27 protein-coding genes and 1 tRNA gene are annotated in these 25,056 nt (G+C 63.5%); 15 read left to right on the top strand and 13 right to left on the bottom strand.

Translation table 11 applies throughout. The features are described from left to right. Positions 1 to 11: 11 nt before the first annotated feature. The 6 genes from E5222_RS05485 to E5222_RS05510 form a co-directional block, all read right to left on the bottom strand. A complete protein-coding gene (locus tag E5222_RS05485) occupies positions 12 to 1,082 on the bottom strand; it encodes a hypothetical protein (RefSeq protein WP_136692679.1) in 1,071 nt (356 codons plus the stop codon). A gap of 109 nt (positions 1,083 to 1,191) precedes the next feature. After that, entirely contained in the window at positions 1,192 to 2,184 is a 993-nt protein-coding gene (locus tag E5222_RS05490) for a calcium/sodium antiporter (protein WP_136692680.1), read from the bottom strand. Positions 2,185 to 2,209: 25 nt separating this feature from the next. After that, positions 2,210 to 3,562, bottom strand: coding sequence for an acetyl-CoA carboxylase biotin carboxylase subunit (gene accC / locus E5222_RS05495; protein WP_136692681.1), 1,353 nt, complete (start codon positions 3,560 to 3,562; stop codon positions 2,210 to 2,212). A 10-nt stretch (positions 3,563 to 3,572) separates the two neighbouring features. Then, positions 3,573 to 4,100, bottom strand: a complete 528-nt coding sequence (accB, locus tag E5222_RS05500) for an acetyl-CoA carboxylase biotin carboxyl carrier protein (protein ID WP_136692682.1) — start codon at positions 4,098 to 4,100, stop codon at positions 3,573 to 3,575. 99 nt (positions 4,101 to 4,199) lie between these two features. Beyond that, positions 4,200 to 4,634 carry a type II 3-dehydroquinate dehydratase gene (gene aroQ, locus E5222_RS05505; protein ID WP_136692683.1) on the bottom strand — a complete coding sequence of 145 codons (435 nt, stop codon included), beginning with the start codon at positions 4,632 to 4,634 and terminating at the stop codon, positions 4,200 to 4,202. Between the two features lie 89 nt (positions 4,635 to 4,723). Next, positions 4,724 to 5,137: a holin family protein gene (locus tag E5222_RS05510; protein ID WP_136692684.1), complete on the bottom strand. Its 414-nt coding sequence runs from the start codon at positions 5,135 to 5,137 to the stop codon at positions 4,724 to 4,726. Positions 5,138 to 5,361: 224 nt separating this feature from the next. On the opposite strand from E5222_RS05510, the gene E5222_RS05515 reads away from it, so the two are divergent. From E5222_RS05515 to E5222_RS05550, 8 genes are all read left to right on the top strand, one after another. Then, a complete protein-coding gene (locus E5222_RS05515) occupies positions 5,362 to 7,824 on the top strand; it encodes a TonB-dependent receptor (RefSeq protein ID WP_169053496.1) in 2,463 nt (820 codons plus the stop codon). Positions 7,825 to 7,935: 111 nt separating this feature from the next. Beyond that, positions 7,936 to 8,868 carry a hypothetical protein gene (locus tag E5222_RS05520; protein WP_136692686.1) on the top strand — a complete coding sequence of 311 codons (933 nt, stop codon included), beginning with the start codon at positions 7,936 to 7,938 and terminating at the stop codon, positions 8,866 to 8,868. Beyond that, positions 8,861 to 9,274, top strand: a complete 414-nt coding sequence (locus E5222_RS05525) for a DUF6152 family protein (protein ID WP_136692687.1) — start codon at positions 8,861 to 8,863, stop codon at positions 9,272 to 9,274. The genes E5222_RS05520 and E5222_RS05525 overlap by 8 nt, the downstream gene beginning before the upstream one ends. A gap of 18 nt (positions 9,275 to 9,292) precedes the next feature. Continuing rightward, entirely contained in the window at positions 9,293 to 9,670 is a 378-nt protein-coding gene (locus E5222_RS05530; RefSeq protein WP_136692688.1) for a DUF6152 family protein, read from the top strand. 24 nt (positions 9,671 to 9,694) lie between these two features. After that, entirely contained in the window at positions 9,695 to 10,489 is a 795-nt protein-coding gene (locus tag E5222_RS05535; protein ID WP_136692689.1) for a hypothetical protein, read from the top strand. A 132-nt stretch (positions 10,490 to 10,621) separates the two neighbouring features. After that, the gene (locus E5222_RS05540; protein ID WP_169053497.1) at positions 10,622 to 11,995 is read left to right on the top strand and encodes an MFS transporter; all 1,374 of its coding nucleotides are present in this window, start codon (positions 10,622 to 10,624) and stop codon (positions 11,993 to 11,995) included. Positions 11,996 to 12,074: 79 nt separating this feature from the next. Next, entirely contained in the window at positions 12,075 to 12,590 is a 516-nt protein-coding gene (locus E5222_RS05545) for a MarR family winged helix-turn-helix transcriptional regulator (RefSeq protein WP_136692691.1), read from the top strand. Between the two features lie 103 nt (positions 12,591 to 12,693). After that, complete coding sequence (locus tag E5222_RS05550; protein ID WP_136692692.1) at positions 12,694 to 14,001, top strand: cytochrome b/b6 domain-containing protein; 1,308 nt, start codon at positions 12,694 to 12,696, stop codon at positions 13,999 to 14,001. A 36-nt stretch (positions 14,002 to 14,037) separates the two neighbouring features. Here E5222_RS05550 and E5222_RS05555 read toward each other — a convergent pair. Further along, positions 14,038 to 14,114, bottom strand: a tRNA-Pro gene (locus E5222_RS05555). 178 nt (positions 14,115 to 14,292) lie between these two features. On the opposite strand from E5222_RS05555, the gene yajC reads away from it, so the two are divergent. From yajC to secF, 3 genes are read left to right on the top strand one after another with little or no spacing between them, the layout of a single operon-like run. Beyond that, positions 14,293 to 14,613 (top strand): preprotein translocase subunit YajC, encoded by a 321-nt coding sequence (gene yajC / locus E5222_RS05560; RefSeq protein WP_136692693.1) that lies wholly within the window; start codon positions 14,293 to 14,295, stop codon positions 14,611 to 14,613. A 17-nt stretch (positions 14,614 to 14,630) separates the two neighbouring features. Next, a complete protein-coding gene (gene secD / locus E5222_RS05565; RefSeq protein WP_136692694.1) occupies positions 14,631 to 16,223 on the top strand; it encodes a protein translocase subunit SecD in 1,593 nt (530 codons plus the stop codon). Between the two features lie 16 nt (positions 16,224 to 16,239). After that, positions 16,240 to 17,217 carry a protein translocase subunit SecF gene (gene secF, locus E5222_RS05570; RefSeq protein WP_136692695.1) on the top strand — a complete coding sequence of 326 codons (978 nt, stop codon included), beginning with the start codon at positions 16,240 to 16,242 and terminating at the stop codon, positions 17,215 to 17,217. A gap of 4 nt (positions 17,218 to 17,221) precedes the next feature. Here the strand turns inward: secF and E5222_RS05575 are convergent, their stop codons facing one another. Continuing rightward, the gene (locus E5222_RS05575) at positions 17,222 to 18,394 is read right to left on the bottom strand and encodes a glycosyltransferase (RefSeq protein ID WP_136692696.1); all 1,173 of its coding nucleotides are present in this window, start codon (positions 18,392 to 18,394) and stop codon (positions 17,222 to 17,224) included. Positions 18,395 to 18,411: 17 nt separating this feature from the next. Beyond that, complete coding sequence (locus E5222_RS05580; protein ID WP_136692697.1) at positions 18,412 to 18,984, bottom strand: helix-turn-helix domain-containing protein; 573 nt, start codon at positions 18,982 to 18,984, stop codon at positions 18,412 to 18,414. 93 nt (positions 18,985 to 19,077) lie between these two features. Between E5222_RS05580 and E5222_RS05585 the strand changes: the two genes are divergently transcribed. Further along, entirely contained in the window at positions 19,078 to 19,548 is a 471-nt protein-coding gene (locus tag E5222_RS05585; RefSeq protein WP_136692698.1) for a DUF6456 domain-containing protein, read from the top strand. 25 nt (positions 19,549 to 19,573) lie between these two features. Beyond that, entirely contained in the window at positions 19,574 to 19,858 is a 285-nt protein-coding gene (locus tag E5222_RS05590) for a hypothetical protein (RefSeq protein WP_136692699.1), read from the top strand. A gap of 15 nt (positions 19,859 to 19,873) precedes the next feature. On the opposite strand, the gene E5222_RS05595 is transcribed toward E5222_RS05590, so the two are convergent. The 4 genes from E5222_RS05595 to E5222_RS05610 all read right to left on the bottom strand — a co-directional run bounded on the left by E5222_RS05595 (position 19,874) and on the right by E5222_RS05610 (position 23,785). Next, the gene (locus tag E5222_RS05595) at positions 19,874 to 20,347 is read right to left on the bottom strand and encodes a DUF2269 family protein (protein WP_211196092.1); all 474 of its coding nucleotides are present in this window, start codon (positions 20,345 to 20,347) and stop codon (positions 19,874 to 19,876) included. Further along, a complete protein-coding gene (locus E5222_RS05600) occupies positions 20,347 to 21,627 on the bottom strand; it encodes an SDR family oxidoreductase (RefSeq protein ID WP_136692701.1) in 1,281 nt (426 codons plus the stop codon). Before E5222_RS05600 ends, E5222_RS05595 begins: the two co-directional genes overlap by 1 nt. 58 nt (positions 21,628 to 21,685) lie before the next feature. Beyond that, positions 21,686 to 21,907, bottom strand: coding sequence for a hypothetical protein (locus E5222_RS05605; protein ID WP_136692702.1), 222 nt, complete (start codon positions 21,905 to 21,907; stop codon positions 21,686 to 21,688). Between the two features lie 69 nt (positions 21,908 to 21,976). Continuing rightward, a complete protein-coding gene (locus E5222_RS05610) occupies positions 21,977 to 23,785 on the bottom strand; it encodes an ABC-F family ATP-binding cassette domain-containing protein (RefSeq protein WP_136692703.1) in 1,809 nt (602 codons plus the stop codon). Between the two features lie 114 nt (positions 23,786 to 23,899). Between E5222_RS05610 and E5222_RS05615 the strand changes: the two genes are divergently transcribed. Next, positions 23,900 to 24,616 carry an SIMPL domain-containing protein gene (locus E5222_RS05615; protein WP_136692946.1) on the top strand — a complete coding sequence of 239 codons (717 nt, stop codon included), beginning with the start codon at positions 23,900 to 23,902 and terminating at the stop codon, positions 24,614 to 24,616. A 79-nt stretch (positions 24,617 to 24,695) separates the two neighbouring features. After that, positions 24,696 to 25,025 carry a hypothetical protein gene (locus E5222_RS05620; protein WP_136692704.1) on the top strand — a complete coding sequence of 110 codons (330 nt, stop codon included), beginning with the start codon at positions 24,696 to 24,698 and terminating at the stop codon, positions 25,023 to 25,025. Positions 25,026 to 25,056: the final 31 nt, after the last annotated feature.

Below are 25,056 nucleotides of genomic sequence, written 5' to 3' on the forward strand. Positions count from 1 at the left end.
CGCCCGGACGCCTAGTCGGTGGCACCGAGCGTGGCTGCAACGCGCGTACCAAATTCCCGGATTTCGGCATCTACGACGAACTCGCGCCCTGGCTGGCTGGTCCAGCGCAAGGTCTTTCCATTGCTTTGCTCGATGTGAACGAAGCGCTCCAGCGCTTCCCCTTGCGAGACATCCGCCACATAGCAAATCACACCCGCCGCAACGTCCTCGACCACGCGCACTTCGACGACCAGATCGTGCGGGCGGGGCTGGTAATTCCCGTACTTCATGATTTGCGGTGACCCGTAGCCGCTACGATAGAGCGAACTGGCAAAAGTCCTGATGAAGCCGCCAATATGCCGGTTCATCTGGTCAAAACTGTTCCTCGGCATGGTCTCGCTCCCGACAATGCTGTGGAAGTCGATACGCATGTTGGGGGCGAATGTTATTGCCCCATGGCTTTCCCGGCGGAAGGTTGCGCATGGGCGCGGGGGTTCGCGCAGGACCGGCCCGTAATATTCGATTTCCGCCCGTTCCTCAAACTGGGCAGGCATCGGGGGTAGGTCGCCCTCTGTGCAGGACTCGGTCAGCGGCGTGGGAGGAAGGTAGCTCCGCAATTCCTCCTTCATCTCTTCGATGGTCGGGCCTGACTGAACCGCATTGGAACCTCGAACGATCTGCATCAAGCCCAGGCAAACCGAACCTTCCCGGCCCGCTACGTCCCACGTGAGGATTTCAATGGGCTCGAATTGCTCGGTGCCCGGTTGCAGCACGACGACATCAGCGCGAAGCAGACTTCGACCGAGTCTTTCGATGCGCGCTTCGTCAAGGTCTTCCGGATGGTAAAATCCGCGAAAATAGACCGCCGCGTTTGAGGTTGTGAGGACAAGCGTGGACTCGCCTTCGCTCTCAAGCAAATAGGCATCCTGCTGATCGAGCGTCTGTTCTTCGATAGCTGACGCTTGAGGTTGGGCCTCCCTCTGCTCGACCGGTTCTTCGTCTTGCAGTCCATGGTAGGCCGCTGCGACCGGCGCGCACGCAGAGGTCAGGCCAATTCCAACGGCCAGGCATTTGGCCGCAATCGAACCTCTAGTCTTGCTCATCCAGCAAGTATTTGGATTAGATTGGTTGATATTTTGCTGTCCCCACGTCTGATGCGGCCTTGGTGCAAACGCTATCCCTCCCATGGAAAAGGCGCTGTGTCTTTGCGAATCAGACCAGAGCAGCGGTCCACAAGATGTAGCCGCCATAGCCCGCGACCAACGCAGTGCCTTCCCAGCGGTTGAGGCGCATGCCGCTATAGGCGAAGACCAGCAGCGCGATGGTCGCCGCCAGCAATAGCGGCAGGTCGAGCAGGAGGATCTTCTCGGGCACCGGACCCGGCGCGGCGAGGCCGGTCAGCCCGCCGATCAGCGCGATATTGTAGATGTTCGAGCCCAGCACATTGCCCAGCGCAATGTCCGACTTGCCGCGAATGGCGGCGATTACCGATGTCGCCAGTTCGGGCGCGCTGGTCCCGAAAGCGACGATGGTGAGGCCGATGACGCTCTCCGAAATGCCGTAATCGGTGGCGATGGCGATGGCCGCATCCACCAGCACGACACCGCCGCCGACCACGATGGCGAGGCCCGCGACCAGCAGGGCCACGGCCTTGGCATAGGTCACGCTCGGTTCGTCCGACGGGATCAGCGCGGGGTCGAGATCCTCTGCGGCCAGCGCGCGATCATAGGCCGCACCGTGGTCTGCCGCGAGTTCGCCCACGCCGCTCTCCATGCGGTAGGCGCGCCATAGATAGATCGCGAGGACGGCAATCAGCAGGTGCCCGAACAGCCTGTCCAGCCCCAGCGTCATCGCGGCGGCAAACAGGATCACGGTGCACAGCAGCCCCACGCCGCCATCGCGCCAGAGTATGTTGCGCTCGACCTCGATCGGCCGGATCAGAGCCACCGCGCCCAGCACCAGCAGGGCATTGGCCATGTTGGAGCCGACGATATTGCCCAGCGCAATGCCCGGCGATCCGCGCATGGCGGCTTGCACCGATGTCGCCAGTTCGGGGAGCGAAGTACCGAGGCCAACGATCACGAGCCCGACCAGAAGCGGCGACAGGCCCAGCAATTCGGACAGGCGCACCGCGCCGCGCACCAGCACGTCGCCGCCCACCAGCAGCATGACGAAACCGGCCAGCAGAAGCAGGATATCGGTCATCCGATGTCCCGATCAGCACACATGGTCAGTCGGCGTCCCGCTCCGCCAGATACTCTTCCAGCCATTTGATCGTGTAGTCGCCCGACAGGATATCGGGCTGCTCGATCAGCTCGGCATGAAGCGGGATCGAGGTCTTCACCCCGTCGATCACCATTTCCTCCAGCGCGCGCTTCAGCCGCATGATGCAGCCTTCGCGCGTGCGGCCGTAAACGATCAGCTTGGCGATCATGGAATCGTAGTAGGGCGGGATGACGTAGCCCGAATAGAGCCCGCTATCGACGCGCACATGCATGCCGCCAGCCGGGTGATAGTGCGTGACCTTGCCGGGGCTGGGCACGAAGGTGAACGGATCCTCGGCATTGATGCGGCATTCGATTGCATGGCCGGAGAAGACCAGCTCCTCCTGCTTCACCGACAGCGCCTTGCCGTCGGCAATGCGGATCTGTTCGCGCACCAGGTCGACGCCGGTGATCGCCTCGGTCACCGGATGCTCCACCTGCAGGCGGGTGTTCATCTCGATGAAGTAGAACTCGCCATTCTCCCACAGGAACTCGATCGTCCCCGCACCGCGATAGCCCATATCGGCCATGGCACTGGCGACGATGCCGCCCATCCGCTCACGCTCTTCGGGCGTGATGACGGGGGAAGGGGCCTCCTCGAACACCTTCTGGTGGCGGCGCTGCAGCGAACAGTCGCGCTCACCCAGATGGATGGCATTGCCATTGCCGTCACCGAAGACCTGGAATTCGATATGCCGCGGATTGCCGAGGTATTTTTCAAGGTACATGCGGTCATCGCCGAAAGCCGCCTTGGCCTCCGACATGGCCTGCTTGACGAGGCTTTCGAGCTGGTCCTCGCTCGGGATTACCTTCATGCCCCGGCCGCCACCGCCGGCAGCAGCCTTGGCGAGCACCGGATAGCCGATTTCCTTGGCCACGCGGCGCATCTCGTCGAAATCGGAAACCGCGCCTTCGCTGCCGGGCACCAGCGGCAGGCCCAGCGCGCCGGCTGTCTTCTTCGCTTCCACCTTGTCGCCCATGGTGCGGATGTGCTCGGGCTTGGGGCCGATCCACTTGATGTCATGCGCCTCGACGATGTCGGCGAATTGCGCATTCTCGGACAGGAAGCCGTAACCCGGATGGATCGCGTCCGCGCCGGAAACTTCGGCGGCGGAGATGATCGCGGCGAAATTGAGGTAGCTTTCCGCGGCAGAGGGCGGGCCGATGCACACGGCCTGGTCGGCCAGGCGCACATGCATGGCGTCGGCATCGGCGGTGGAATGCACCGCCACCGTCTCGATCCCCATTTCATGCGCCGCCCGGTGGATGCGCAGGGCGATTTCGCCGCGATTGGCGATCAGGATGCGGTTGATGGCCATGGCGCCCGCCTCAGCCGATCACGACCAGCGGCTGGTCATATTCGACCGGCTGGCCATTATCGATCAGCAGCTGCTTGATGGTGCCATCGGCAGGCGCGGTGATCGGGTTCATCACCTTCATCGCCTCGACGATCAGCAGCGTGTCGCCCGCCTTCACATTGTCGCCGACCCGCACGAAAGGCGCGGCGCCGGGCTCGGGGTAGAGATAGGCCGTGCCGACCATGGGCGATTTCACCGCGTTGGAAAGGTCGGCAGGGGCTTCGGCAGCAGGTGCTGCTGCCGCAGGAGCGGCAGGGGCTACGGGAGCGCGGGCTGCTGCCTGCGCGGCCTCCGCCTGCCCGATTGCCGCAATCTGCTCGGGTGAAAGCTGCGAGATACCGGAACTACCACCGCGCGCGACGCGCACCTTGCGGTCGCCATCTTCCACCTCGATCTCGGTCAGGCCGGTTTCGGCCAGCAGTTCGGCCAGTTCTCGCACCAGTTTGGCGTCGATATTCATGGCAGTCTTGCGCCCGTGGGAGCCCTTGTTGTCGGACATGCAAACCTCTTGCTGGGTTAATCTTGTGGCAAGGTCGCTAGAAGGTGCGGCGCATCAAGGCAAGGCCCGCGCGCGGCAAATCAAGCGGCTTCGCGCGGGTTAGAGTTGTGCGGCGGCTTCGAGCGCCAGTTCGTATCCATAGGTGCCAAGGCCGGAAATCGTACCCTTGGCCGCCATGGCGACGAAGCTCTTGTGGCGATAGGCCTCGCGCGCGTGCGGATTGGAAATATGCACCTCGATCACCGGCACCTTGATGGAGCGGATCGCGTCATAAAGCGCCAGGCTGGTATGGGTGAGCGCGCCGGCATTGAGCAGCACGGCTTTCGCGCCTTCTGCCTGCGCCTCGTGCAGCCAGTCGCACAAATGGCCTTCGTGATTGGACTGGCGGACATCGACTTCGAGGCCGAGCGCCTTCGCCCGGTCCTCCAGCCGTCCTGCCACATCGTCCAGCGTGTCCGACCCGTAAATCTCCGGCTCTCTCAGCCCGAGCAGGTTCAGGTTCGGTCCGTTCAGGACATAGACCTTGTCTGCCATGTCAGCATATTCCCCTTCTCGCCGCAGGCCATAGCGGCAAGAACGGGGCGGGGTAAAGCGGGCAGCGCGTGCTGCCCGCTTGCGCCTCCCTATTTCTCCACGCCCTTGATCTTCCCCCACTGGCGCGCGGCGGTGTAGCCGAGATAGCCGGTACCGAAGAGGGCGTAGAGCGGTTCGGGCAGGCCGTTGAGGTAATCGTTTATGCCCTTGGCGATGTCCTTCGCGGTGCCGGGCAGGAAAGCGGCGAGCATGCCCATGGGCAGGGCGAACAGCAGCAGCGTGTACATGACGTAAAGGAAGCTGGGCCGGGCACGGCTTGTCCAGGGGTCCTGCGAATTCGCCTCGGCGATGATCGCGGCGATCTGTGCCTCGATCAGCTGCAATTCCTGTGTCCCTTCGAGCTTGAGCAGTTCGAGCTTGGCGCGATCACGCGCAGCCTTGTCAGGGATAACCTTGTCGATGATCGAGGTGACGGGGCCGATGAGGGATTCGAGAAGGGCCATGTTATGCGTTCCATATTATTGCGACTCGTCAACGGGTTGGCGGGTTCATACGACTGTAGGAAAGCGCATAATGATCGCGGGAGGTTCTCCTCCTCTATTTGACTTTCACAAATAACTTGCTTTTGCCATCGTCAAAAATATGGTGGCGGATGCGACCTCCGACGGTCGGGACCTGCGTCCCGGTACGGCAAAGAGCTTTTCGGAGGCGGGGTTGGGAGAACGATATGAGCTGGAAGAGCGGAATTGCCCGCAGGGTGGCGCTTGCCACGTCCTGCGGTGTCGCGGCCTTTGCCATGCCGGCATTTGCACAACAGGAAAACGAAGGCGGGGAGCAGGCTTCCTCGCGCCCGGGCGGCACGATCATCGTGACTGCGGAACGGCGCGAGACGGATCTGCAGGATACGCCGCTGTCGATCGTCGCAGTCACGCCGGAGGTAATCGAGGCGAAGGGGATCGAGAACCTGCAGGATCTCGCCACCTTTACGCCGAACCTCAACATTACCGGCGGGCGCGGAAGCGGCAATTCCAATCCGACCTTCTCGATCCGCGGCGTTTCCGGCGGCGGGGGCGCCACGGGTGAACGCGGTGTAGGCCTCTATCTCGATGGCATCTATGTGCCGCGCACCAACGGTTCTGTCCTGCGCGTGCTTGATATCGAGCGCGTAGAAGTTCTGCGCGGGCCGCAGGGCACGCTGTTCGGGCGCAATTCCACCGGCGGCGCCATTCGCTATTTCACGAAGCGGCCCGATCCTAGCGCGACCGAGGGCTATATCCGCGCGACTGTTGCCAATATGGAGCGGCACGATCTCGTCGCAGCGCTCAACGTGCCGCTGGGCGACTATGCGGCCGTGCGCGTCCAGGGCGCCTATCTGAACCAGGGTGGCTGGGTGCAGCGCGGGCCGCAGGACCTGGGCCGCACCACCGACTATATCGGCCGCGCGGACCTCATGTTCGAGCCAAGCAGCGATTTCACCGTTGATCTCGGCTTTATCTATTCCGATTCGAGCAGCAACGGCACGCCGCACGTATTCGAGGAGTTCGACATGCGGCCCGGCCTCGAGGGCTTCTGGGAAGGCAATTACGGCGATTGGCTGAACGATGCGCTCAAGGCCGACGGGCAGGACCCGATCGCCGCCTATAACGATCCGCGCATCGTGATCGACGACTTCACCGCACCGGGCTTCTGCCTGATCGACGATTTCGATCCCGACTTCGACGATGCGTGCCTGCAATTCGACGATACCGAATACTGGCAGGCCTCGGCAAACCTCACCTACGACCTGTCGGACACGGTCAGCTTGTCGAGCGTCACCGGTATCTCCGGTCTGGACAATCGCAGCAACCTGGACTGGCAGTATCTCGGTACCGAGGCGCGCTACAACCAGATCACTTCGGATACGTTCTATTCCGAACTGCAGCTCAACGCCGCGTTGTTCGAGGATGCGGTCGACCTGGTTCTGGGCGGCAGCTACTTCCACGAAAAGTCGTTCAACGATCAGGAAGTGATCAACCGTCGCGGCACCAGCGATACGCCGCGCGGCGGGCCGAACGCCAATATCCCGCAGGCCAATGGCAATGCCGACCTCGGCCTGTTCCACCGCACCGATACCGAAACGACGCAGAAATCGGATTCGGTCGGCCTGTTCGCCAGTGCGACATGGCATGTCACCGAGGACCTGAATTTCACCGGCGGACTTCGCTACGCGCACGACTACAAGTCATACGAGTCGACGGAATTCGCGCATGAGACCTTCACTCCGGCCCCCGGAACGGACAGCACGACGGTCTATTCCGACTATAGCTGGGACCAGGTCGATTGGCGCGCTTCGATCGACTATCACTTCACGCCGGAGTGGATGTGGTACGCGACCGTATCCAAGGCCTACAAGGCTGGCTCCTATGGCGGGCTGGAGATCGTCGATCTCATTCCCGGCGAGCAGCAGAGCGGCGAGTTCCTGCTCCCCGTCGATCCCGAGAAGGTCGTCAATTACGAGACCGGTATGCGTATCGAGGCCTTCGACGGTGTCCTGCGCCTCAATCCGACCGTGTTCTTCATGCAGTGGTCGAACCGCCAGGCGGCCCGGCAGGCGCAATGTTCTGGCCAGGCCGGCTGTCCCGAGCCGCCCGGCTTCCGTATCGAGATCAGCAATACCGGCGATGTCGATATCTACGGTGTCGAGGTGGATGCACAGCTGTTCATCACCGACGACTTCTGGCTCGACGGATCGGCAGGCTACTCCGGATACGACCTGAAGGACCCGGTCGCCAATGGCGGGCCCAACCTGTTCCCGGGGCCCCCGGAATACAGCTTCAACATCGGCGCCAACTACATGACCGAGATCTTCGGCGGCGACCTGACGATGAACCTCAGCTGGGCGCACACCAGCGAACAGCCGACCCATCCGAGCGATGCGGGCGATTCCGCGTATGAGCTGCCCGCGATTGACCTGGTCAATTTGCGATTGCGCTACGAGCCAGCCAATGCGCCGGTTACGGTCAGCCTGTTTGCCAACAACCTGTTCGACAACACCTATGCCAGCTTCGCCACGCGGTTTGGTGGCGGGTATTGGGATCGCGGCGGGCCAGTCCAGATCCAGATCCCCGCTTCGGCGCCGGAACGTTCGGCCCTCTTCGTCGTGCGCGGGAAACCGCGCGAGGTGGGCGTGACCTTGCAGTACGACTTCTGATAGGTGTTCCCGCCCGTGCCATTATCAGGCTGGCACGGGCGGGGATGCTTTTAAGCTTGGCTTCATCCACGTTTTTGATATAGTCAAAAAGCTATCAGGGTTGGGATTGTGATGGTGAGAAGGTATTTTGGAACCGGCGGCGCTGTGCGCGGCCTTGCGATCGGCATGGCGCTGGCGGCTGGCTTTACCCAGGCGGCCCACGCGCAAGAACAGGATGCGCCCGAGCAGCCGGTCATCGAATTCGAATATACGCCGATCAGTGCGGAACGGCTGAACGAGATGGTGCCCAAGCATCCGGGCTATCTGGGTGCGCTGGCGCCTGCCAATCTCAATGCCGATCGTCCGCCGGCGCCGATCAATGTGACCGGCACATGGTTCGTGGACCTGTCGGCAGGTTTCAGTCACTTCCTGTTCGGGCCGGACTATCCCCCGTTCGGTCCGGAGGGGATCGAGGCGCTGATCGAGGCGCCGAAGGCCGCCGCACGCAACGAGACTTATCGCGATGCGATCGGCCAGTGTTACCCGCCGGGCATGCCGATGATCATGACGCGCGTCTGGCCGCATGCCTTCATCCAGTTGCCGACGGCGATCTACATGATCTCCGGCTTCAACAATTCGGTCCGTACGATCTTCCTCGACGGGCGCGAGTTCAGCGATCCGAACATCGTCGTGCCCAGCTACAATGGCGAAAGCATCGGCCATTTCGAAGGCGACACGCTGGTCGTGCGCAGCAAGTATTTCGAGCCCGACAACCACTTTATCGATCGCGGCATCCCCATCTCCTACGACTTCGAGATGGAGGAGCGGATCCGCCTGCTGGAAGGCGGGACGGTGATGGAGATCGAGTTCATCATGACCGATCCCAACATGTGGGAAGGCGAGTGGCGCTCCACCAAGCGCTTCGGCCGCCAGGACTATACCGACATCAACGAAAGCAACTGCATCCTTGCCTACAACGCCAACCTGCCGGGCACCGACCTCGGCAGCGAGACGGCCGAGGATCGCGGCTACAGCAATATCGAGGGAGTCTCCGACGATGAGTAGAAAAGCGGCACTCGCCGTGCTGGCAAGCCTGGGCGTGGTCGCGCTGGCGGCACCCGCGGCATCGCATCACAGCTTTGCCATGTTCGACCAGCGGCAGATGATGACGCTGGAAGGCACGGTGAAGGAATTCCAGTGGACCAATCCGCATGCCTTTATCGAGCTGGAGGTCGACAACGGCCGCACCAAGCAATCGTGGAGCATCGAGCTCAACAGCCCGAACAATCTGACCCGCCAGGGCTGGCGCCGCACGTCGCTGCGTCCGGGTGAGCGGATCACGCTGCGCATGGCGCCGCTTCGCAATGGAGAGCATGGCGGGCTGTTCCTCGACCTGACCAAGGCGGACGGCACCGTCCTCGATTCCGGACTTCCCAAGAACGGGCAGCCGGTCAACGTGCCGCAATTCTGATCGCAGGAGGTATCGGCGATGAAACTTTCAACAAAGCTCGCATTGGCCGTTTGCAGCATGAGCGTGCTGACCGTGCCCGTGGCGGCGCATCACAGCTATTCCATGTTCGACATGACCAAGACCGTGGTGCTCGATGCCAAGGTCGTCCAGTTCCGCTGGCAGAACCCGCACGCCTTCATCCGCGTGGAGGTTCCGGTCGGCAACGAGGTCGAACAGTGGTCGATCGAAATGACCAGTCCCAACAACCTCGTGCAGGAAGGCTGGACGCGCACCATGCTGCGCACCGGTGACAGGGTGGAACTTTACGTCCATCCCCTGCGTAGCGGCGCACGCGGCGGCGCCTATGCCGGCATCCGCCTGGCGGACGGGCGCACTTTGGGTACAGTCGAAGAATAACAACCCGGGAGAGGGGTGGAGGTTATGGTGATGAAAAGCGGCGCGATGGCCGCCCTGGCAGGTGTCGCCCTTGTGGCAATGGCGGGCGCGGCACAGGCACAGCTGGGGGCGGCAACAAGCTCTCCCGTACCCGAGGGCATCGAAGCGGAACAGAGCGCGGGCTTTGCCAAGGGCCGCTATCACGAGCTGGATAATTTGCCCGACTGGGGTGGCATCTGGTTCCTCGCCCGCGGCGGCCCGCTGCCGCAGCCGAGCCTCAAGGGCGAATATCTTGAACGCTGGCAACGCTGGCGCGATCAGGTGATCGAGAATGACGGGGTGGAGCTGCGCAGCCGCTCCAATTGCAGCCCGCCGGGCCTGCCGCGCATCATGCAGCTGGCACAGTATCCCTACGAGTTCCTGTTCACGCCCGGTCGCGTGACGATCAACCAGGAAGCCTGGATGCAGACGCGCACGATCTGGACCGATGGCCGCGAGCATCCGGAAGACCCGGATCCGACTTTCCACGGCCATTCGATCGGCCATTGGGAAGGCGATACGCTGGTGGTCGATACCATTGCCATTTCCGACACGCTGGAGTTCGGTGAAGGCGGCAAGCATTCCGACCAGTTCCGTCTGGAGGAGCGTATCCATCTGGACCCCGAAAATCCCGACGTGCTGGTGAACGAGATGCGCATGACCGATCCGGTCGCGCTGGCGGAGCCTTACGAAGTGACTGTCAGCTATCGCCGCGACCGGCATGGCGCGCTGATCGAATTCCAGTGTGCGGAGAACGATCGCAATCCCGTGAATGAGGACGGCGAGACGCTCTACCTCTGATCCCGCTCGGGCGGCACGGCGCCGGTTGGCAAAATAGCCATTGCACGCAGCTTGAATTGCTGCATCCTGCCGCCCGTCCGATGGGGCACTTTCGCGCATGACGGAAGGCCCCTCTGCATGGGAGGGATGCGGATGGCGACGCTCGCCGAGACTGAGGGCGATGCGCAGGCGCAGGTGGGCGCCGCGCAGCCCTATCCACCGGAAAGACAGGGCTGGTATGCGGTGGGCATATTGGCGCTGACCACCACTTTCGCCACGCTCGACCAGAGCATTCTCGGCCTGCTGATCCAGCAGATCATCGATGACTTCAGCCTAACCGACACGCAGGCAAGCCTGTTGCTCGGCCCCGCCTTCGCCTTCGTCTATGCGCTGGTCGGCATTCCGCTGTCGCCGCTGATCGACCGCTGGGTGCGCACGCGGCTGCTGGTCATCGGCGTAACCGTATGGAGCCTCGCCACGGCCGCCTGCGGACTGGCGATGAATTTCGTCCAGCTCCTCCTCATGCGCATGCTGGTGGGGGCGGGGGAGGCGGTCAACTCGCCCAGCGCCTATTCCATCCTCTCGGACTATTTCCCGCGCGAGAAGCTGCCCAAGGCGGTTTACGGCATGCAGGTGGGTGCGGTGGCGGGGAACGGGCTGGCGCTGCTGCTCGGGGGCGCGATGATCTACATCATCGGTTCCATTGGGACGCCGACATTGCCCTTTGTCGGTGAATTACGCCCTTGGCAGACGGTGCTGCTCGCCGTTGGCCTGCCGGGCCTCCTGATCGCCTTGCTGCTGACGACGCTGAAGGAGCCGCCGCGTCGCACGTTCAAGGCGCAGGTGTCGCAAGTGCCGGTGCTGGGGGCCATCCGCTATATGGGCCTGCATCTGGCTGTTTTCGGACCGCTCTTCATTGGTCTCGCGCTTGGGGCGCTGGATGCCGGTGGCAGGGCCTGGGCCGCGCCCTTCTTCCAGCGCACCTATGGCTGGGAGGCATCGACCTACGGCATTGTCGCGGGCGTTGTTGCGATCATCGCCATGCTGGGGGGGCTGCTGACCGGCGTGAAATGGGTCGACTATCTGCAGGCTCGGGGACTGGTGGATGCCCCTTTCCGGGTGATTGTCTATACGCGCGCGCTCAACATCCCGTTCGCCATAGCGATGCCGCTGATGCCGACAGGCGAACTCGCCATGGCCTGTTTCGCGGCCTACTTTGTCCTCGTCGGGATGACGGGGCCGATGCTGAATGCGGTGCTGTTGATCGTCACACCCAACCAGATTCGCGGACAGGTGATGGCGCTTTACCTGTTTATTTTCATTGTGATCGGGCAGGGGCTGGCTCCGGTCATCACCGGGGCGACGACCGACTACCTCTTCACATCGCCCGAAGACCTGCGCTGGTCGATCCTGCTGCTCCACGCGATCTTCCTGCCCGCCGCGCTGCTGGTGACGCTGATCGGCTGGAAGCCTTATCGCGAGGAAGTGGAAAGATTGGCCGCAGAGGAAGCTGCGGATGGCCGTTGACCGAAGCAACTTGCCATTTGCAGCCCGGCAAGCTTTTTGACACGTTCAAAGAGACGGTTTGAAGGGATTCGCAAGACAGATGAGCCAGGTGCCGCCGAAATCCGAAGGCAATGCTGCCGGCAATTCCTTGCCCGAGCAGCAACAGCTCAACAGCCTGGTGAGCATGCGGATGGTGGTGCTCTTCAACCTCATGCGCCGCAGCACGATCCTGACCCAGCGCCGCCTGTTCGACCTGTCCGAGATCGAATGGCGGATCATGACCAATCTGAGCGAGGGCATGCCACTTTCGCTCAACGGCCTTGCCGAACGGCTGGTGCAGGATCGCGGACAGCTCAGCCGCACTGTCAAGCGCATGGTCGAGCGCGGGCTGCTGACGCGGACGCGCAAGCCTGGTGGACCGGAGATCGAGATCGGGCTCGCCAAGGGCGGGCTCGAACTGCGCGCCAAGATGGTCGAGCGCGCCGTGATGCGTGACGAATTCCTGACTGCAGGCATCGATCCGCAAGACATGGCGGTTCTGAGCAAGGTAGTGGAACATATGATCGGCCGCGCCGAAATGCTGATGGAAGAGGCACTTGAAGGCGGGACGTCCTGAACTCAGGGCCGCCTGGCTCGCGCTGCCCTTGCATTGCAGCGCAGCATAACGGAAACAACTGCACCAGTGGTCGCCCCAAAACAGAAACAGAAAGGGTATCAGGATGGGTATCGGAGTGGAGCGCTACAGCAAGGGAGCCATCCTGCTTCACTGGCTGATCGCATTGGCGCTGGCGGCGGAAATCGCCATCGGGTTCGGCATGCCGCACGATGCCAGCGGTTTCGCGCTGTTCCAGCTGCACAAGAGCATCGGCATCACCATCCTTTTGCTCAGCCTGCTGCGGCTGGGCTGGCGCTTTACACACAAGCCGCCACCCAAGCTGGAAGGCGGGTTCAACGGATTCCTCGCTTCGAGCGTCCACGTCCTGTTCTATGTCTTCATGATCGCCGCGCCGCTGACGGGCTGGGCGATCGTGTCCACCGCGCCGATCGATGTACCCACATTGCTGTTCGGCGTGGTACCATGGCCGCACCTGCCGCTTCCCGCCTCGCTCAACGAACCGGTGGAAGAAGTGCACGAGATTCTCGCTTTCCTGGGCATCGCCCTGTTCGTGCTGCATGTGGCGGGTGCGCTGCGGCACCACTTCCTGATGCGCGACCACCTGTTGCTGCGCATGGCTCCGGGCAATTCGGCCGGCATGGTGCTGGGCCTGCTTGCTGGGGTTGTTCTGCTTGGCGGCGCGACCTTCGCCCTGGTTCGCAGCCCGGATTCGCATGATGACCACGATCATGAGGTTGAAGCTGCCCTAGGGGACGCCGAAGCGATCCCGGCCGAGCTCGACGACGCCGAAGGTGAGGACGGCACCGAGGAAGGTGAAAAGGCGGCGGAAGAAGCCGCAGCAGCGGAGGAAACCGAAGCTGTCGAAGAAGCGGAAGAAGAGGGAGCCGAGGAACCCGAGGAACCTGTCGTTGCCGCCGCGGCGCCACCGCCCAGCTGGTCGATCCAGCCGGGAGGTTCGTTGCGCTTTACCGTGGACAATGGTGGCACGCCGCTCAACGGCAGCTTCAGCCGCTGGGGCGGGAGCATCGTGATGGACCCGGCGGCGCCTGCCAGCGCCAATCTCGCCATCAATGTCGAGCTGGGCAGCGCCACGCTAGGCGATGCCACGCAGGACCAGATGCTGACCGGGGCGGAGTTCTTCGCCGTTTCGTCTTTCTCCACTGCGACTTTCCGCTCGACCGATGTCACCAGCACGGGAAATAACAGCTATCGTGCGCGCGGGACGCTGACGATCAAGGGTACCAGCCGCCCGCAGGTGATCAATTTCACCCTCTCGGGGTCGGGCAATCGCCGTTCGGTCAGCGGTAGCGGCACGATCGACCGCAACGCATTCGGCGTCGGTACGGGCTCCAGCGCAGAGAATCTCGGCGGCAATGTGCAGCTGCGATTCGCTTTCGACGCCTCGCGCTAAACAGCGCTGTGGATTGAATTTTCAGGAAGGCTCCACTGGTCGGGACGACTGGATTCGAACCAGCGACCCCTACACCCCCAGTATAGTGCGCTACCAGACTGCGCCACGTCCCGATACCAGTGGAGAGCCGCGCCTATAGGCACGTCTCCCACACAAGGCAAGCGGGTCGATTGCCCTAGTGTTGCATTGCTGCTACGCGCTGCGCCGACATGCTGGGGGAGGGCTTGAAGCCAGGCGTCTCGCGGCCATTTACAACGCTTCGTGTGAACACGTTCCGGATGGGCAATAACTATGCTTGATTATCTCGCCGCAGGTGGAGCCTCCGCTGGAGGCGGCATCATTGGTTTCATTCCGATCATCGGCATGGTGCTGATCTTCTGGTTCCTGATCATCCGTCCGCAGATGAAGCAGCAGAAGGCCCATCGCGAAAAGGTCGGTGGCGTGAAGCGCAATGACCAGATCGTCACTTCTGGGGGCATCATGGGTAAGGTGACCAAGGTGGACGATGACTATGTCGAGGCCGAGATCGCGCAGGGCGTGAAGGTCAAGATCGTCAAGAACATGATCGGTGACGTGCTGCAGCCCGGCACCGGCAAGCCCGCCAACGACTGACCGGTCAGGCGCGCCCCATGCTCGATTTTCCGACCTGGAAGAAGAACTCGCTCTGGGCGATCGCACTGATCGCCATGCTGGCGGCGCTGCCATCGCTGCTGTCGACCACTAGCGTTCGCTGGCCCGACGCGCTGCCCAGTCCCACGGTCAACCTGGGCCTGGACCTTGCCGGAGGCAGTCACATCCTGTTGGAGGCGGACCAGAGCCAGGTCGCCCAGCAGCGGCTGGAGAACATGGAAGAATCGGTGCGCCAGGCGCTCGACGAAGCCGATATCGGCTTCGGCGACGTCTCGACCGCCAATGGCCGCCTGTCGGTCATGCTCGACGATCCGGGCCAGGTGGATGCCGCGCGCGAGGTGATCCTGCCTTACATGAACGGCCCCGGCCTTGTCAGCGAATGGACGCTGCAGGTGCTGGACGAGAACCGGCTGGAGCTGACGCCCACGGAATCGGGGCTCGACAATGCCGTGACCACGGCGATGGACAGCGCGACCGACGTCGTGCGCCGCCGTATCGACTCGCTGGGCACGCGCGAACCCACGATCATCCGCCAGGGCGATGATCGCATCGTGGTGCAGGTACCCGGCCTGCAGGATCCCGAAGAGCTGAAGGAACTGCTGGGCCAGACCGCGCGTCTGGAATTCAAGCTTCTCGATACGCAGGCAGCCCCCAGCGAGATCGAACAGGGCATTGCCCGCCCCGGCAGCGAGCTGGTGCCGGGCGCCGTGGGCGGCGACTATGAAGGTGTGGTGCTCGCGGTGAAGCGGCTCGGCGGCGTGCGCGGCGATTCGCTGACCAGCGCGACACAGACCTTCGATGCGCAGACCAATGAACCTGCCGTCTCGATCACTTTCAATGCCGACGGCACGCGCCGCTTCGCGCGCCTCACCACTGACCACGTCGGCCAGCAATTCGCCATCATTCTCGATGGCGAGGTCATCTCCGCACCGGTGATGCGCGAGCCGATCCTGTCGGGTACCTCGCAGATTTCCGGCGGCTTCACCGTGCGCGATGCGACGCAGCTGGCGATCTCGCTCGGCTCCGGTGCGCTGCCGGTGGACCTGGCGGTGATCGAGGAGCGGACCGTGGGCCCGGACCTCGGCGCCGAATCGATTCGCGCGGGCATGATCGCGATGGGCATCGGCTCGCTACTGGTGGTCCTGCTGATGATCGCGACCTATGGCCGTTTCGGCATCTATGCCACCGCGGCGCTGGTGCTCAACGTCCTTATGATCCTGGGCATCATGGCGGTGCTCAATACCACTCTGACACTGCCCGGCATTGCCGGTTTCGTGCTGACCATCGGCGCGGCGGTGGATGCCAACGTGCTGATCAACGAGCGTATTCGCGAGGAGCGCAAGAAAGGCCGCCGCGTCATCGCCGCGGTCGAGAACGGCTATCGTGAGGCGAGCCGCGCCATCTATGACGCGAACGTCACCAATTTCATCGCCGGCGTGCTGCTGTTCCTGTTCGGCTCCGGTCCGGTGCGCGGCTTCGCCGTCGTCCTGATCATCGGCCTGTTCACCAGCGTGTTCACCGCCGTCACCATGACCCGCATGTGGGTTGCCGGATGGTTGCGCAAGTCGCGGCCCACGGACATCACCATCTGAGCGGGGAGGAAAGACCATGCGACTGCTGAAACTCGTCCCCGACGATACCAACATCAAGTTCCTGAAGTGGCGCCTGCCCTTCTACGTGGTCAGCGTGCTGCTGATCGCGGCGAGCTGGTTCCTCGTCTATGACAGGGGCCTCAATTACGGCGTCGACTTTGCCGGCGGTCAGGAAGTGCGCGTCACTTTCGCCGACCTTGAGGAAGCGCCGATCGGGCAGCTGCGCGAGGAAATCGGCAGCATGGGCCTCGGCGATCCGGTGATCCAGCGGTTCGGCGATCCCAACTCGGTTTCGATCCGCGTGCGCCTGCCCGAAGGGGTGGAGGAAACTCCCGGCGCGGCGAGCGAGATCGGTGAGCGGGTGATCAGCACGATCCAGGGCGAATTCGAGAATGTGCGCCGCGACGCGAACGAGACGGTCTCGGGCAAGGTCGCCGGCGAATTCCGCGAAACCGCGTTGATGAGCCTGCTCTTCGCGATGATCGCCATCGCCATCTACATCTGGATTCGATTCGAATGGCAGTTCGGTGTCGGCGCGCTCTTCGCGCTGTTCCATGACGTGTCGCTGACCTTGGGCATGTTCGCGCTGTTCCAGCTCGAATTCAGCCTGCAGATCATCGCCGCGATCCTCGCCATTATCGGCTACTCGCTGAACGACACGATCGTCGTCTACGACCGTATCCGCGAGAACCTGAAGAAGTACCGCAAGATGGATATTCCGGAGCTGCTGGACCTCTCGGTAAACGAGACGCTGGCACGTACGGTGATGACATCGCTGACGCTGCTGGTGGCACTGATCCCGCTGCTTCTGTTCGGCCCGGCCAGCCTGTTCGGCCTGACCGCCGCGATCACGCTGGGCATCTTCGTGGGTACCTACAGCTCGGTCTATATGGCGGCGCCGATCCTGATCTGGCTTGGGGTATCCTCCACCAGCTTCGTGCCGCAGGAATCGATCACCGATATCCAGGAGAAGAAGGCGCGCGGGGAGGCTTGATCGCTCAGGCGAGCAGCCGTTCGTAATACTCCCCCAGCGCCGCTGCGTTGTTGTCCCAACTGAAGCGCGCGGCGCATTGGGCGACATCTGCGGGTGCGTAGTTCGCCGCCAGCACTTCACCGATGCCCTGCAGGATGGCGGGGGTCTCACGCGCGACGATACGTCCGGCTGTGTCAGAGGTCACGAGCTCGCGCGCCCCGCCGACATCGGTGATCACCAGTGGCGTACCGCAGGCGAGCGCCTCCACCCAGGCATTGGCGAGCCCCTCGCTGGCCGAGGGGAGCACCATGGCCTCCGCCGCGCTCAGCACTTTCGGGAGCCCGTCATGGTTGAGCGAGCCGAGGAAATGCACCCGGCCAGCAAGGCCTTTCATGGCTGCCAGCGCGCGCAGGTCCGACTCGTCCGGCCCTTCGCCGACCAATACCAGCTGCGCATCAGGAAGCTCCGCCAGCGCCTCAATCACGAAGTGCTGCCCCTTGCGCGGGATCAGCGCACCTACGCTGGCGAGCAGCGGGCCTTCTATCGGCACGCCGTGATCGCGGGCAAGGGCAGCGCGGCTGCGCGCCCGGTCCTGCGGGCGGAAGCGCTGCTGGTCGAGGCCGGTGTAATGCACCGTGATCTTCTCTTCGGGCAGGCCGATCGCGACCATGTCGCGCTTCAGCGCCTCGCTCACCGCCAGCAGGCCTTTCGCCTGAGCGGCGGCGGCGCGCATCTTGCGATTGGCATAGGCCTTGTGGCCCCAAAGCGAGATATCGGCCCCGCGCGCCTTGATCGAAAGCGGCAGACCCAGCTCCTCGGCAATGCGGGCGGCTGCGGGACCGTCGGGATAGAAGAATTGCGCGTCCACCAGGTCGAAGGGATGGATCGCGTGGAGACGCCGCGCCAGGGGCAGGGCGGCGCGCACGATCATCGCCGGGTTGAACGGCCCGCCCACCGCCGGGATCAGCGTGAAGCGCGGGCGGTGGACATTCACGCCGTTCTCGCGCCCGCTGATGGCGGCGTCGAGCAGCCGGGCATAGCGGCCCATGGCAACGGGCGGCATGCCCAATGGATTGATGACATGCACGTCCCAGTCGTCGCGCTTCGCCAGCGCCTCCATCTGCCGTGCGACGAAGGTCCCGAAACGCGGCTGGTGCGCGTTCGGGAAGAGCGTGGCAATGGACAGGACCCGTTTCATTGCATGCCGCCCCGCTCTCAGAGCTTGCGCACCAGCATTTCCGCCACCGCCAGCCAGGCGGGCTTGTCGATCACGATTTGCCGTTGCCCGATGCCCGGCGGCAGCAGCCCAACCAGCGTGCCTTGCCGGTCGATCAGCCTTCCGAAGGCGAAGCGCCCGCCGCTGCGCGGGGCGAGCACGTCGCGATTGATGATGCTGCCCGCATCTTCCGGCTTCACCTGGCGCATCCACAGCTGGTCACCGGCGCGATATTCGCCTTGCGGTGTTTCGATCGCAAGACAGACCAAGGCCTCGCCATCGCTCAGCTGCGTGGGCAGGATCGCATCGCGCGGCTTGGTGAGCGCTTCGGCACCCTGATCGGTCAGGCGGGCGATGATCTGCGGCACGGCCTCCTCCTCGCCTTTCACCAGCAATTCCGGGTCGACGCCCAGAGCCTCGCCAATACGGTTCATCCAGACAAGCGAGAGATTGCGCATGCCTGTTTCGAGCCGCCCGATCGTCTGCGCCGTGGTGGGCGGATCGCAGGCGGCGGCGACCTCGGCCAGCGTCATGCCCTTTTGCTTGCGGATGTCGCGAATGCGGTTGATCACGGCGCAGCTCCTGAAAATAACCAGATTGGTTTCTCTTTCCTACAAGTGGTTCCATTTGGCAAGGGGCCGCTTCACCACAAGGGAGAATCACCTATGAAGCAGGAACTGGCCGAACGCGAACTCACCAGTGAGGGGCCGCGCCGCCGCGCAGGAGTGGGGCGCCGCAGCTCCAGCGTCACCGTCAATGTCGCCGAAAGCCCGCTGGGCTGGCTGCATGCGCATGGCCATCTCGAAGATCGCCTGTTCGATGCGGGTGAACGCCTGCGTGCCGATTATGAGCGCGCGCAGATGGGGCCGAGCGTCACCATGCGCTGGGACCCGGTGCGGGTGAAGGGTGGCGAAGCGGGGCTGACGCAGACCGAGCGGCAGGTTGCCGCCCGTGAACGCTTCCACGCCGCGCTGGCGCAGGCGGGCAGGGGGCTGGAGGATATCTTGTGGCGCGTCGTCTGCGCGGGCGAGACGCTGCCGGTCGCCGAAAAGGCGCTGCAATGGCCCGCGCGCAGCGGCAAGCTGGTGCTCAAGTTGGCGCTGGACCGGGTGGCGGACTTCTACCGCATCCGATAGATTGCGCCCCTTCGGGGAGGGCGCGATGGACGAGGAACAGGACGAGGGCTGGTACCGGCGCAAGGTTGGCCGGGACATAGAAAAGGGCGTCAACCGCCTGATCGGTACGGTCCTTGCCCTGCTCGGCGTTTTCGGCGGCTATCTGTCACTGTCGAGCGAGGTATTCAGCCTTGTCACGCACTGGCCAGGATTGCTCGTATCTGCCGTCCTCCTCGTGCTCGCCCGGCTCTGCTTCAAGGCCAAGGACAGCGTGATACAGGGTTTCGGAGAGGGCGCCGAGGCCGATATTGTGCACAGGGACAGGCGATAGCGCGCCATTGCCCGTTCACCATAGCTGCGGCTTGGCCACCATCAGGTAGAAGACGCCGGTCAGGCCGAGGAAGGCGGGCCAGCCGAGGATGAACCATGCGCGCATGGTCCTTTCGTAGTCGCGACCTAGCGGCGTGCCGTCTCGCTCCGCCCTTTCGGCCAGCCGCGTGGCTCTGATCTGCAACCATACGACCGGCACCCAGCAGGCGAAGGCCAGCAGATAAAGCAGGTAGGTCAGGACCAGCCATGGGGCATCGAGCGGGTATCCCAGCATGCCGACCAGCCAGAAGCCTGTGGCCGGTTGGGCAACGCCGCTGGTGCCGGTGAATATCCAGTCCGCCCGCACCACCATGCGGCCCACCGTGGCAATCGTTGCCGGATCGCGGCTGAGGTGGGCGTTCCAGAAATACCAGGCCGTGCCCGCGCCGAAACCGAACAGCACGGTGCTGGACAGGATGTGAGCCCATTTGACGAGCAGATAGAGTTCCATCAGCGCCGGTCTCCGATTGCGCCATGCACCAATATCAGTGCCAGCACAGGCAGGTTCTTAAGCAGCGGCCCGAGCGGTTCGAGCCACAGTTGCGGCAGGCCGATCGTGAGCACGGCGGTGTAACCCAGCACGACAAGGAGCTGGACCGCGGTGGACCAGCGCGCCTTGCGGTCGAGCAGCAGGACGGCGGCCACCGCGAGGTCGATGGCGGTCCCAAGGGCGAGGCTGGCGGGAACCCATTGCTGCGGCAGGCCCAGATTGTGCAACAACGCGCTTGCCGCTTCGCTGCCGTAAAACAAGCCGAGCAGCGCCGAGGCGACCCACATGAGTACCAGCACGGCCTTGATCGCGGGGGCGAGGAAATAGAGTCGCGCATGCCAGCGGTCCTGCACCTGCGCCGGGCTGGCAGCGAGCGCTGCGGCCATGCTGCGCTGGGGAAAGCCGATTGCGCTTTCATAGGCCGCGCTGTCGCCGTCGTTCCCCGCGACCATCTGCGCCAGGCTGTTGGTCGAGACCGGCCCGGCGCCGAACAGGTCTCCCACCCGCGCGAAGAAGCGCATCACCGGCATGGGGACCGACAGGAATCGCGCTTCCCCGAAGCCCAGCCAGCCACGATAGAGGGCAAGGACTTCGCGCAAGCTCAGGCGCTCAGGCCCGACCGGTTCGAGGCTCCTGCCGGCCATGGCTGCATCGCCGCAAATGCGCACCACCCCGCGCGCAAGGTCGCGCACATGGATGGGGGTGAAGGCGAAATCACCCTTTCCGGGCAGCGGTACTGCAAGCGGCAGGCCAGCCATGCCGCGGATCAGCGAGGTTCCGCCATAGCTGCCCTCGCCATAGACGAGCGACGGGCGCAGCACGGTCCAGTCGAGGCGGGATGATTTGAGCACATCTTCCCCGGCCAGCTTGGACTGCGAATAGTCGGTCTTCACATCCGCACGTGCGCTGATGGCGGAGATCAGGATCGCCTGCCTGACACCAGCGTGCGCGGCGGCAGCATAAAGGGCGCGCGGCATGTCGGCATGAACCGCTTGCATCGCCTTGCCGCGCAGCAGTCCGGCGCAATTGACCAGGCAATCGACGCCGGTGCAAAGCGAGGCCCAGTCGGCTTCGCTGGTGGCAAGGGACAGGTCCAACGCGCGGAAGCGGGCTTGCGGGAAGGCATGGGCGAGGGTGCCGGTCCCGCGCACAACGGCGGTGACCTCGTGACCCTGTTCCAGCAATTCCGTCAGGATATGCCGACCGATGAATCCGCCCGCGCCGAGCAGCAAGACATGCATTGACCCACCCCCTTGCGGGAAAGGTCTAGTCGCCCGCCATTGGCGTGTCAGCCACTAATCAGGCGAAGAGGTCCGGATCCTCGTCATCCTCGAAAGGTTCGGGAATTTCGAGCTGGAAGGGGAACAGCGCCGCATGGTGGTGCGGGGCGCAGAAGGGCATGCACCAGAAGCGGAACATCTGGTCCGTTGCCGCGAGCATCGCCTCGTTCCACGTGGCCAGCATCGTCTCGAACATGGCGAGATGCGGAGGGAGATCTACGGGTTCAATCGAGTCGGCCATGGAGGCAGTATATACATGTTGCGCTGCAGCGGAAAATTGATTGCGCGCAAATCGGCAAGGGCGCTTGCGTCAGCCTTCAACCAGCTCCGCCAGTTCGAGCCAGCGCAGCTCCGCCTCGTCCTTCTCTTCGCGCGCCATTTCCAGCGACTTGCTGATGCGGGCGAAGCGATCCGGGTCCTTAGAATAGAGGTCCGGATCGGCCAGCGCCGCTTCGCCTTTCGCGATCAGCTCCTCCAGCTCCTCGATCCGCGCGGGCAGCAATTCGTAGTCGCGCTGGTCCTTGTAGCTGAGCTTGGTCGACTTTGGCGGCGGGGGAGGGGGTGCTGAGGGCTTTTCGGCCGGTTTCTCCGCCTTCTTGGCCGGTTTAGACCGTCGCTCGGCCCGCTTCGCTTCCCAGTCGGCATAGCCGCCCGCGATCACGTCCACATGGCCGCTGCCGTCAAGGCCGAGCGTCACCGTCACCGTCTTGTCGAGGAAGTCGCGGTCATGGCTGACGATCAGCACGGTGCCCTTGTAATCGGCGATCACTTCCTGCAGCAGGTCGAGCGTTTCGAGGTCGAGATCGTTGGTCGGCTCGTCCAGCACCAGGAGGTTCGACGTGCGGGCGAATTCGCGCGCCAGCAGCAGGCGCGAACGCTCACCGCCGGAGAAACTGCCGACCTTGGCGTCGATCACCGAGGGATCGAACAGGAAGTCCTTGAGATAGGCCTGCACATGCTTGCGGTGTCCGCGCACGTCTATCCAGTCGCCGCCCTCGGCCAGTACCTGCCGCACGGTTTTCTCCGGGCTGAGCAGCTTGCGCTGCTGGTCGATCATCACGCCGGACAGGGTATTCGCATGGGTGACCTTGCCGCTGTCGGGCTCCAGCTCACCGGTCAGCATCTTGAGCAACGTCGTCTTGCCCGCGCCGTTCGCGCCGACCACGCCGATGCGGTCGCCACGCTGGATGCGCAGGGAGAAGGGCTTGATAATCGTGCGGTCGCCGTATGACTTGGTGATCTCTTCCGCCACGATCACCGACTTGGACTTGAAATCCGCATCGCTCGCCAGCTTGAGCTTGGCGGTGCCTTCAGGGTTGATCATCGACGCGCGCTGGGCACGCATCTGCCACAGCTTTTCGAGCCGCCCCTGGTTGCGCTTGCGCCGCGCGGTGACGCCGCGTTCCAGCCAGTGCGCCTCGATCTTCAGCTTGGCGTCGAGCTTCTCGGCCGCGCGCGCTTCCTCGGCATAGACCTGCTCTTCCCAAGCCTCGTAGCCGCCGAAGCCGACATCCTTGCGGCGCAAATTCCCGCGATCGAGCCAGATGGTCGAGCGGGTCAGGCGCTTCAGGAAGGTGCGGTCATGGCTGATGACGATGAAAGCGCCCTTGTAGCGCTCCAGCCAGCTTTCGAGCCAGTCGATGGCGGACAGGTCGAGGTGGTTCGTCGGCTCATCCAGCAGCAGCAGGTCCGGATTCTGCGCCAAAGCGCGGGCGAGCGCGGCGCGGCGTCGCTCGCCGCCCGATGCGCCCTTCGCCTCGGTCGTCATGTCGATGCCGAGCTGCCCGGCAATCGCCTCCACCTCGTGCGGGGCGGGGGCGTCGTCGCCTGACAGCGCATAGTCCATCAGCGTGGCGAAGCCGGTATAATCCGGCTCCTGCTCGAGCAGCACGATATGCGTGCCGGGCTTGACCTTGCGGACACCCCGATCGGCCTCGATCTCGCCGGTAATGAGCTTGAGCAAGGTGGTCTTGCCCGCGCCGTTGCGGCCGATCAGCGCCAGCCGGTCGCGCGGGGCGATATGCAGGTCCAGCCCATCGGTGTCAGGCCCGCCAAACAGCCAGCCTTCGCCCTGATGCAGGCCCAGTCCTTCCCAGGAAAGTATCGGTGGTTCCGCCATGATGCGGCGCAGTTAGGCGCGGCGAAGCTTGCTGGCAAGGAACTGACAGGTTCAGTCAGCCGTAATTCGCACAAAGGCATTCGTGCCGGCAAATATGTGATGGAGAACACCGCCATGAAGAATATCGCCCTTCCGCTCGCCGCTGCCGCCATGGCACTGCCCGCAAGCGCCGCTCAGGCGGCCGAGGTGCAGATCGCCGTTGAAGGTCCGGTGGTCGAACTATCGGTCACCGAGAGTGTCGCCAGCGATCCCGATATCGCCGATATCAGCGCGGGCGTGACCACGCAGGCAAGCACCGCGGTGGAGGCGATGCGCCTCAATACGCAGGCGATGAACCGCGTGATCGCACAGATCGAGGCGGAGGGCGTCGATCGCGACGATATCCAGACAAGCGGCATCTCCCTCAATGCCGAATATGATTACGACCAGCGCGCGCAGCAACAGGTGTTTCGCGGCTATCGCGTCTCCAACCGGGTGAGCGTGACCTTGCGCGATATCGATCGGACGGGCGAGGTCCTCGATGCGCTTGTGGCCGCCGGCGCCACCGACCTTGGCGGCATATCCTGGTCGGTCGACGATGCCAGCGCGGCGCGCGAACAGGCGCGCGATACCGCCTTCGCCAATGCCCGCGAACAGGCGCTGACCTATGCGCGAATGGCGGGTTATGCGGATATTCGCCTGCTGGAAGTGAGCGAGAATGTTCAGGCAGGCTATCCGATGCCGATGGTGCAGCGTGCCTCGCTGGATATGGCCGAGAAGTCGACACCTGTCGTACCTGGCCAGGTGCAGTCCAGCGTGACGGTCAGTGTGAAATATGAGATGACTCGTTAAGGAAAGCGGCATTCTTTCTGAACGTCACCTTTTGCATTCACAGCTTGTTCAACGCGCTGAGCCTAGGCAAAAGGCCGTCATGAAACGGATTCTCGCTTCCCTTGCCGCTGTTGCCATGCTGGCCAGCCCTTTCGCCGCCAGCGATGCGCTTGCGCAGGACCGCCAGCAGGCGCAGCAACAGCAGCGGGGCGAGCAGGCCAGTGCCCGTGAGCAAATGCAGGCCGGGCGCAACATGCCGATTCGCGAGATCGAGCGGCGCATCATCCCGCGCATGGATGGTGATGAGTATATCGGCTTCGAATACGATCCTTCTGCGCAGGCCTATCGCCTCAAGTTCATTCGCGATGGCCGGCTGATCTGGGTCGATGTCGATGCGCGCACCGCTCGCGTCCTCCGCGTATCGCGATAGGGCATGGAAACGCTCGCTCGGTTGACGCGTT

It is taken from the genome of Alteraurantiacibacter aquimixticola, from assembly GCF_004965515.1.
Classification (GTDB): domain Bacteria; phylum Pseudomonadota; class Alphaproteobacteria; order Sphingomonadales; family Sphingomonadaceae; genus Alteraurantiacibacter; species Alteraurantiacibacter aquimixticola.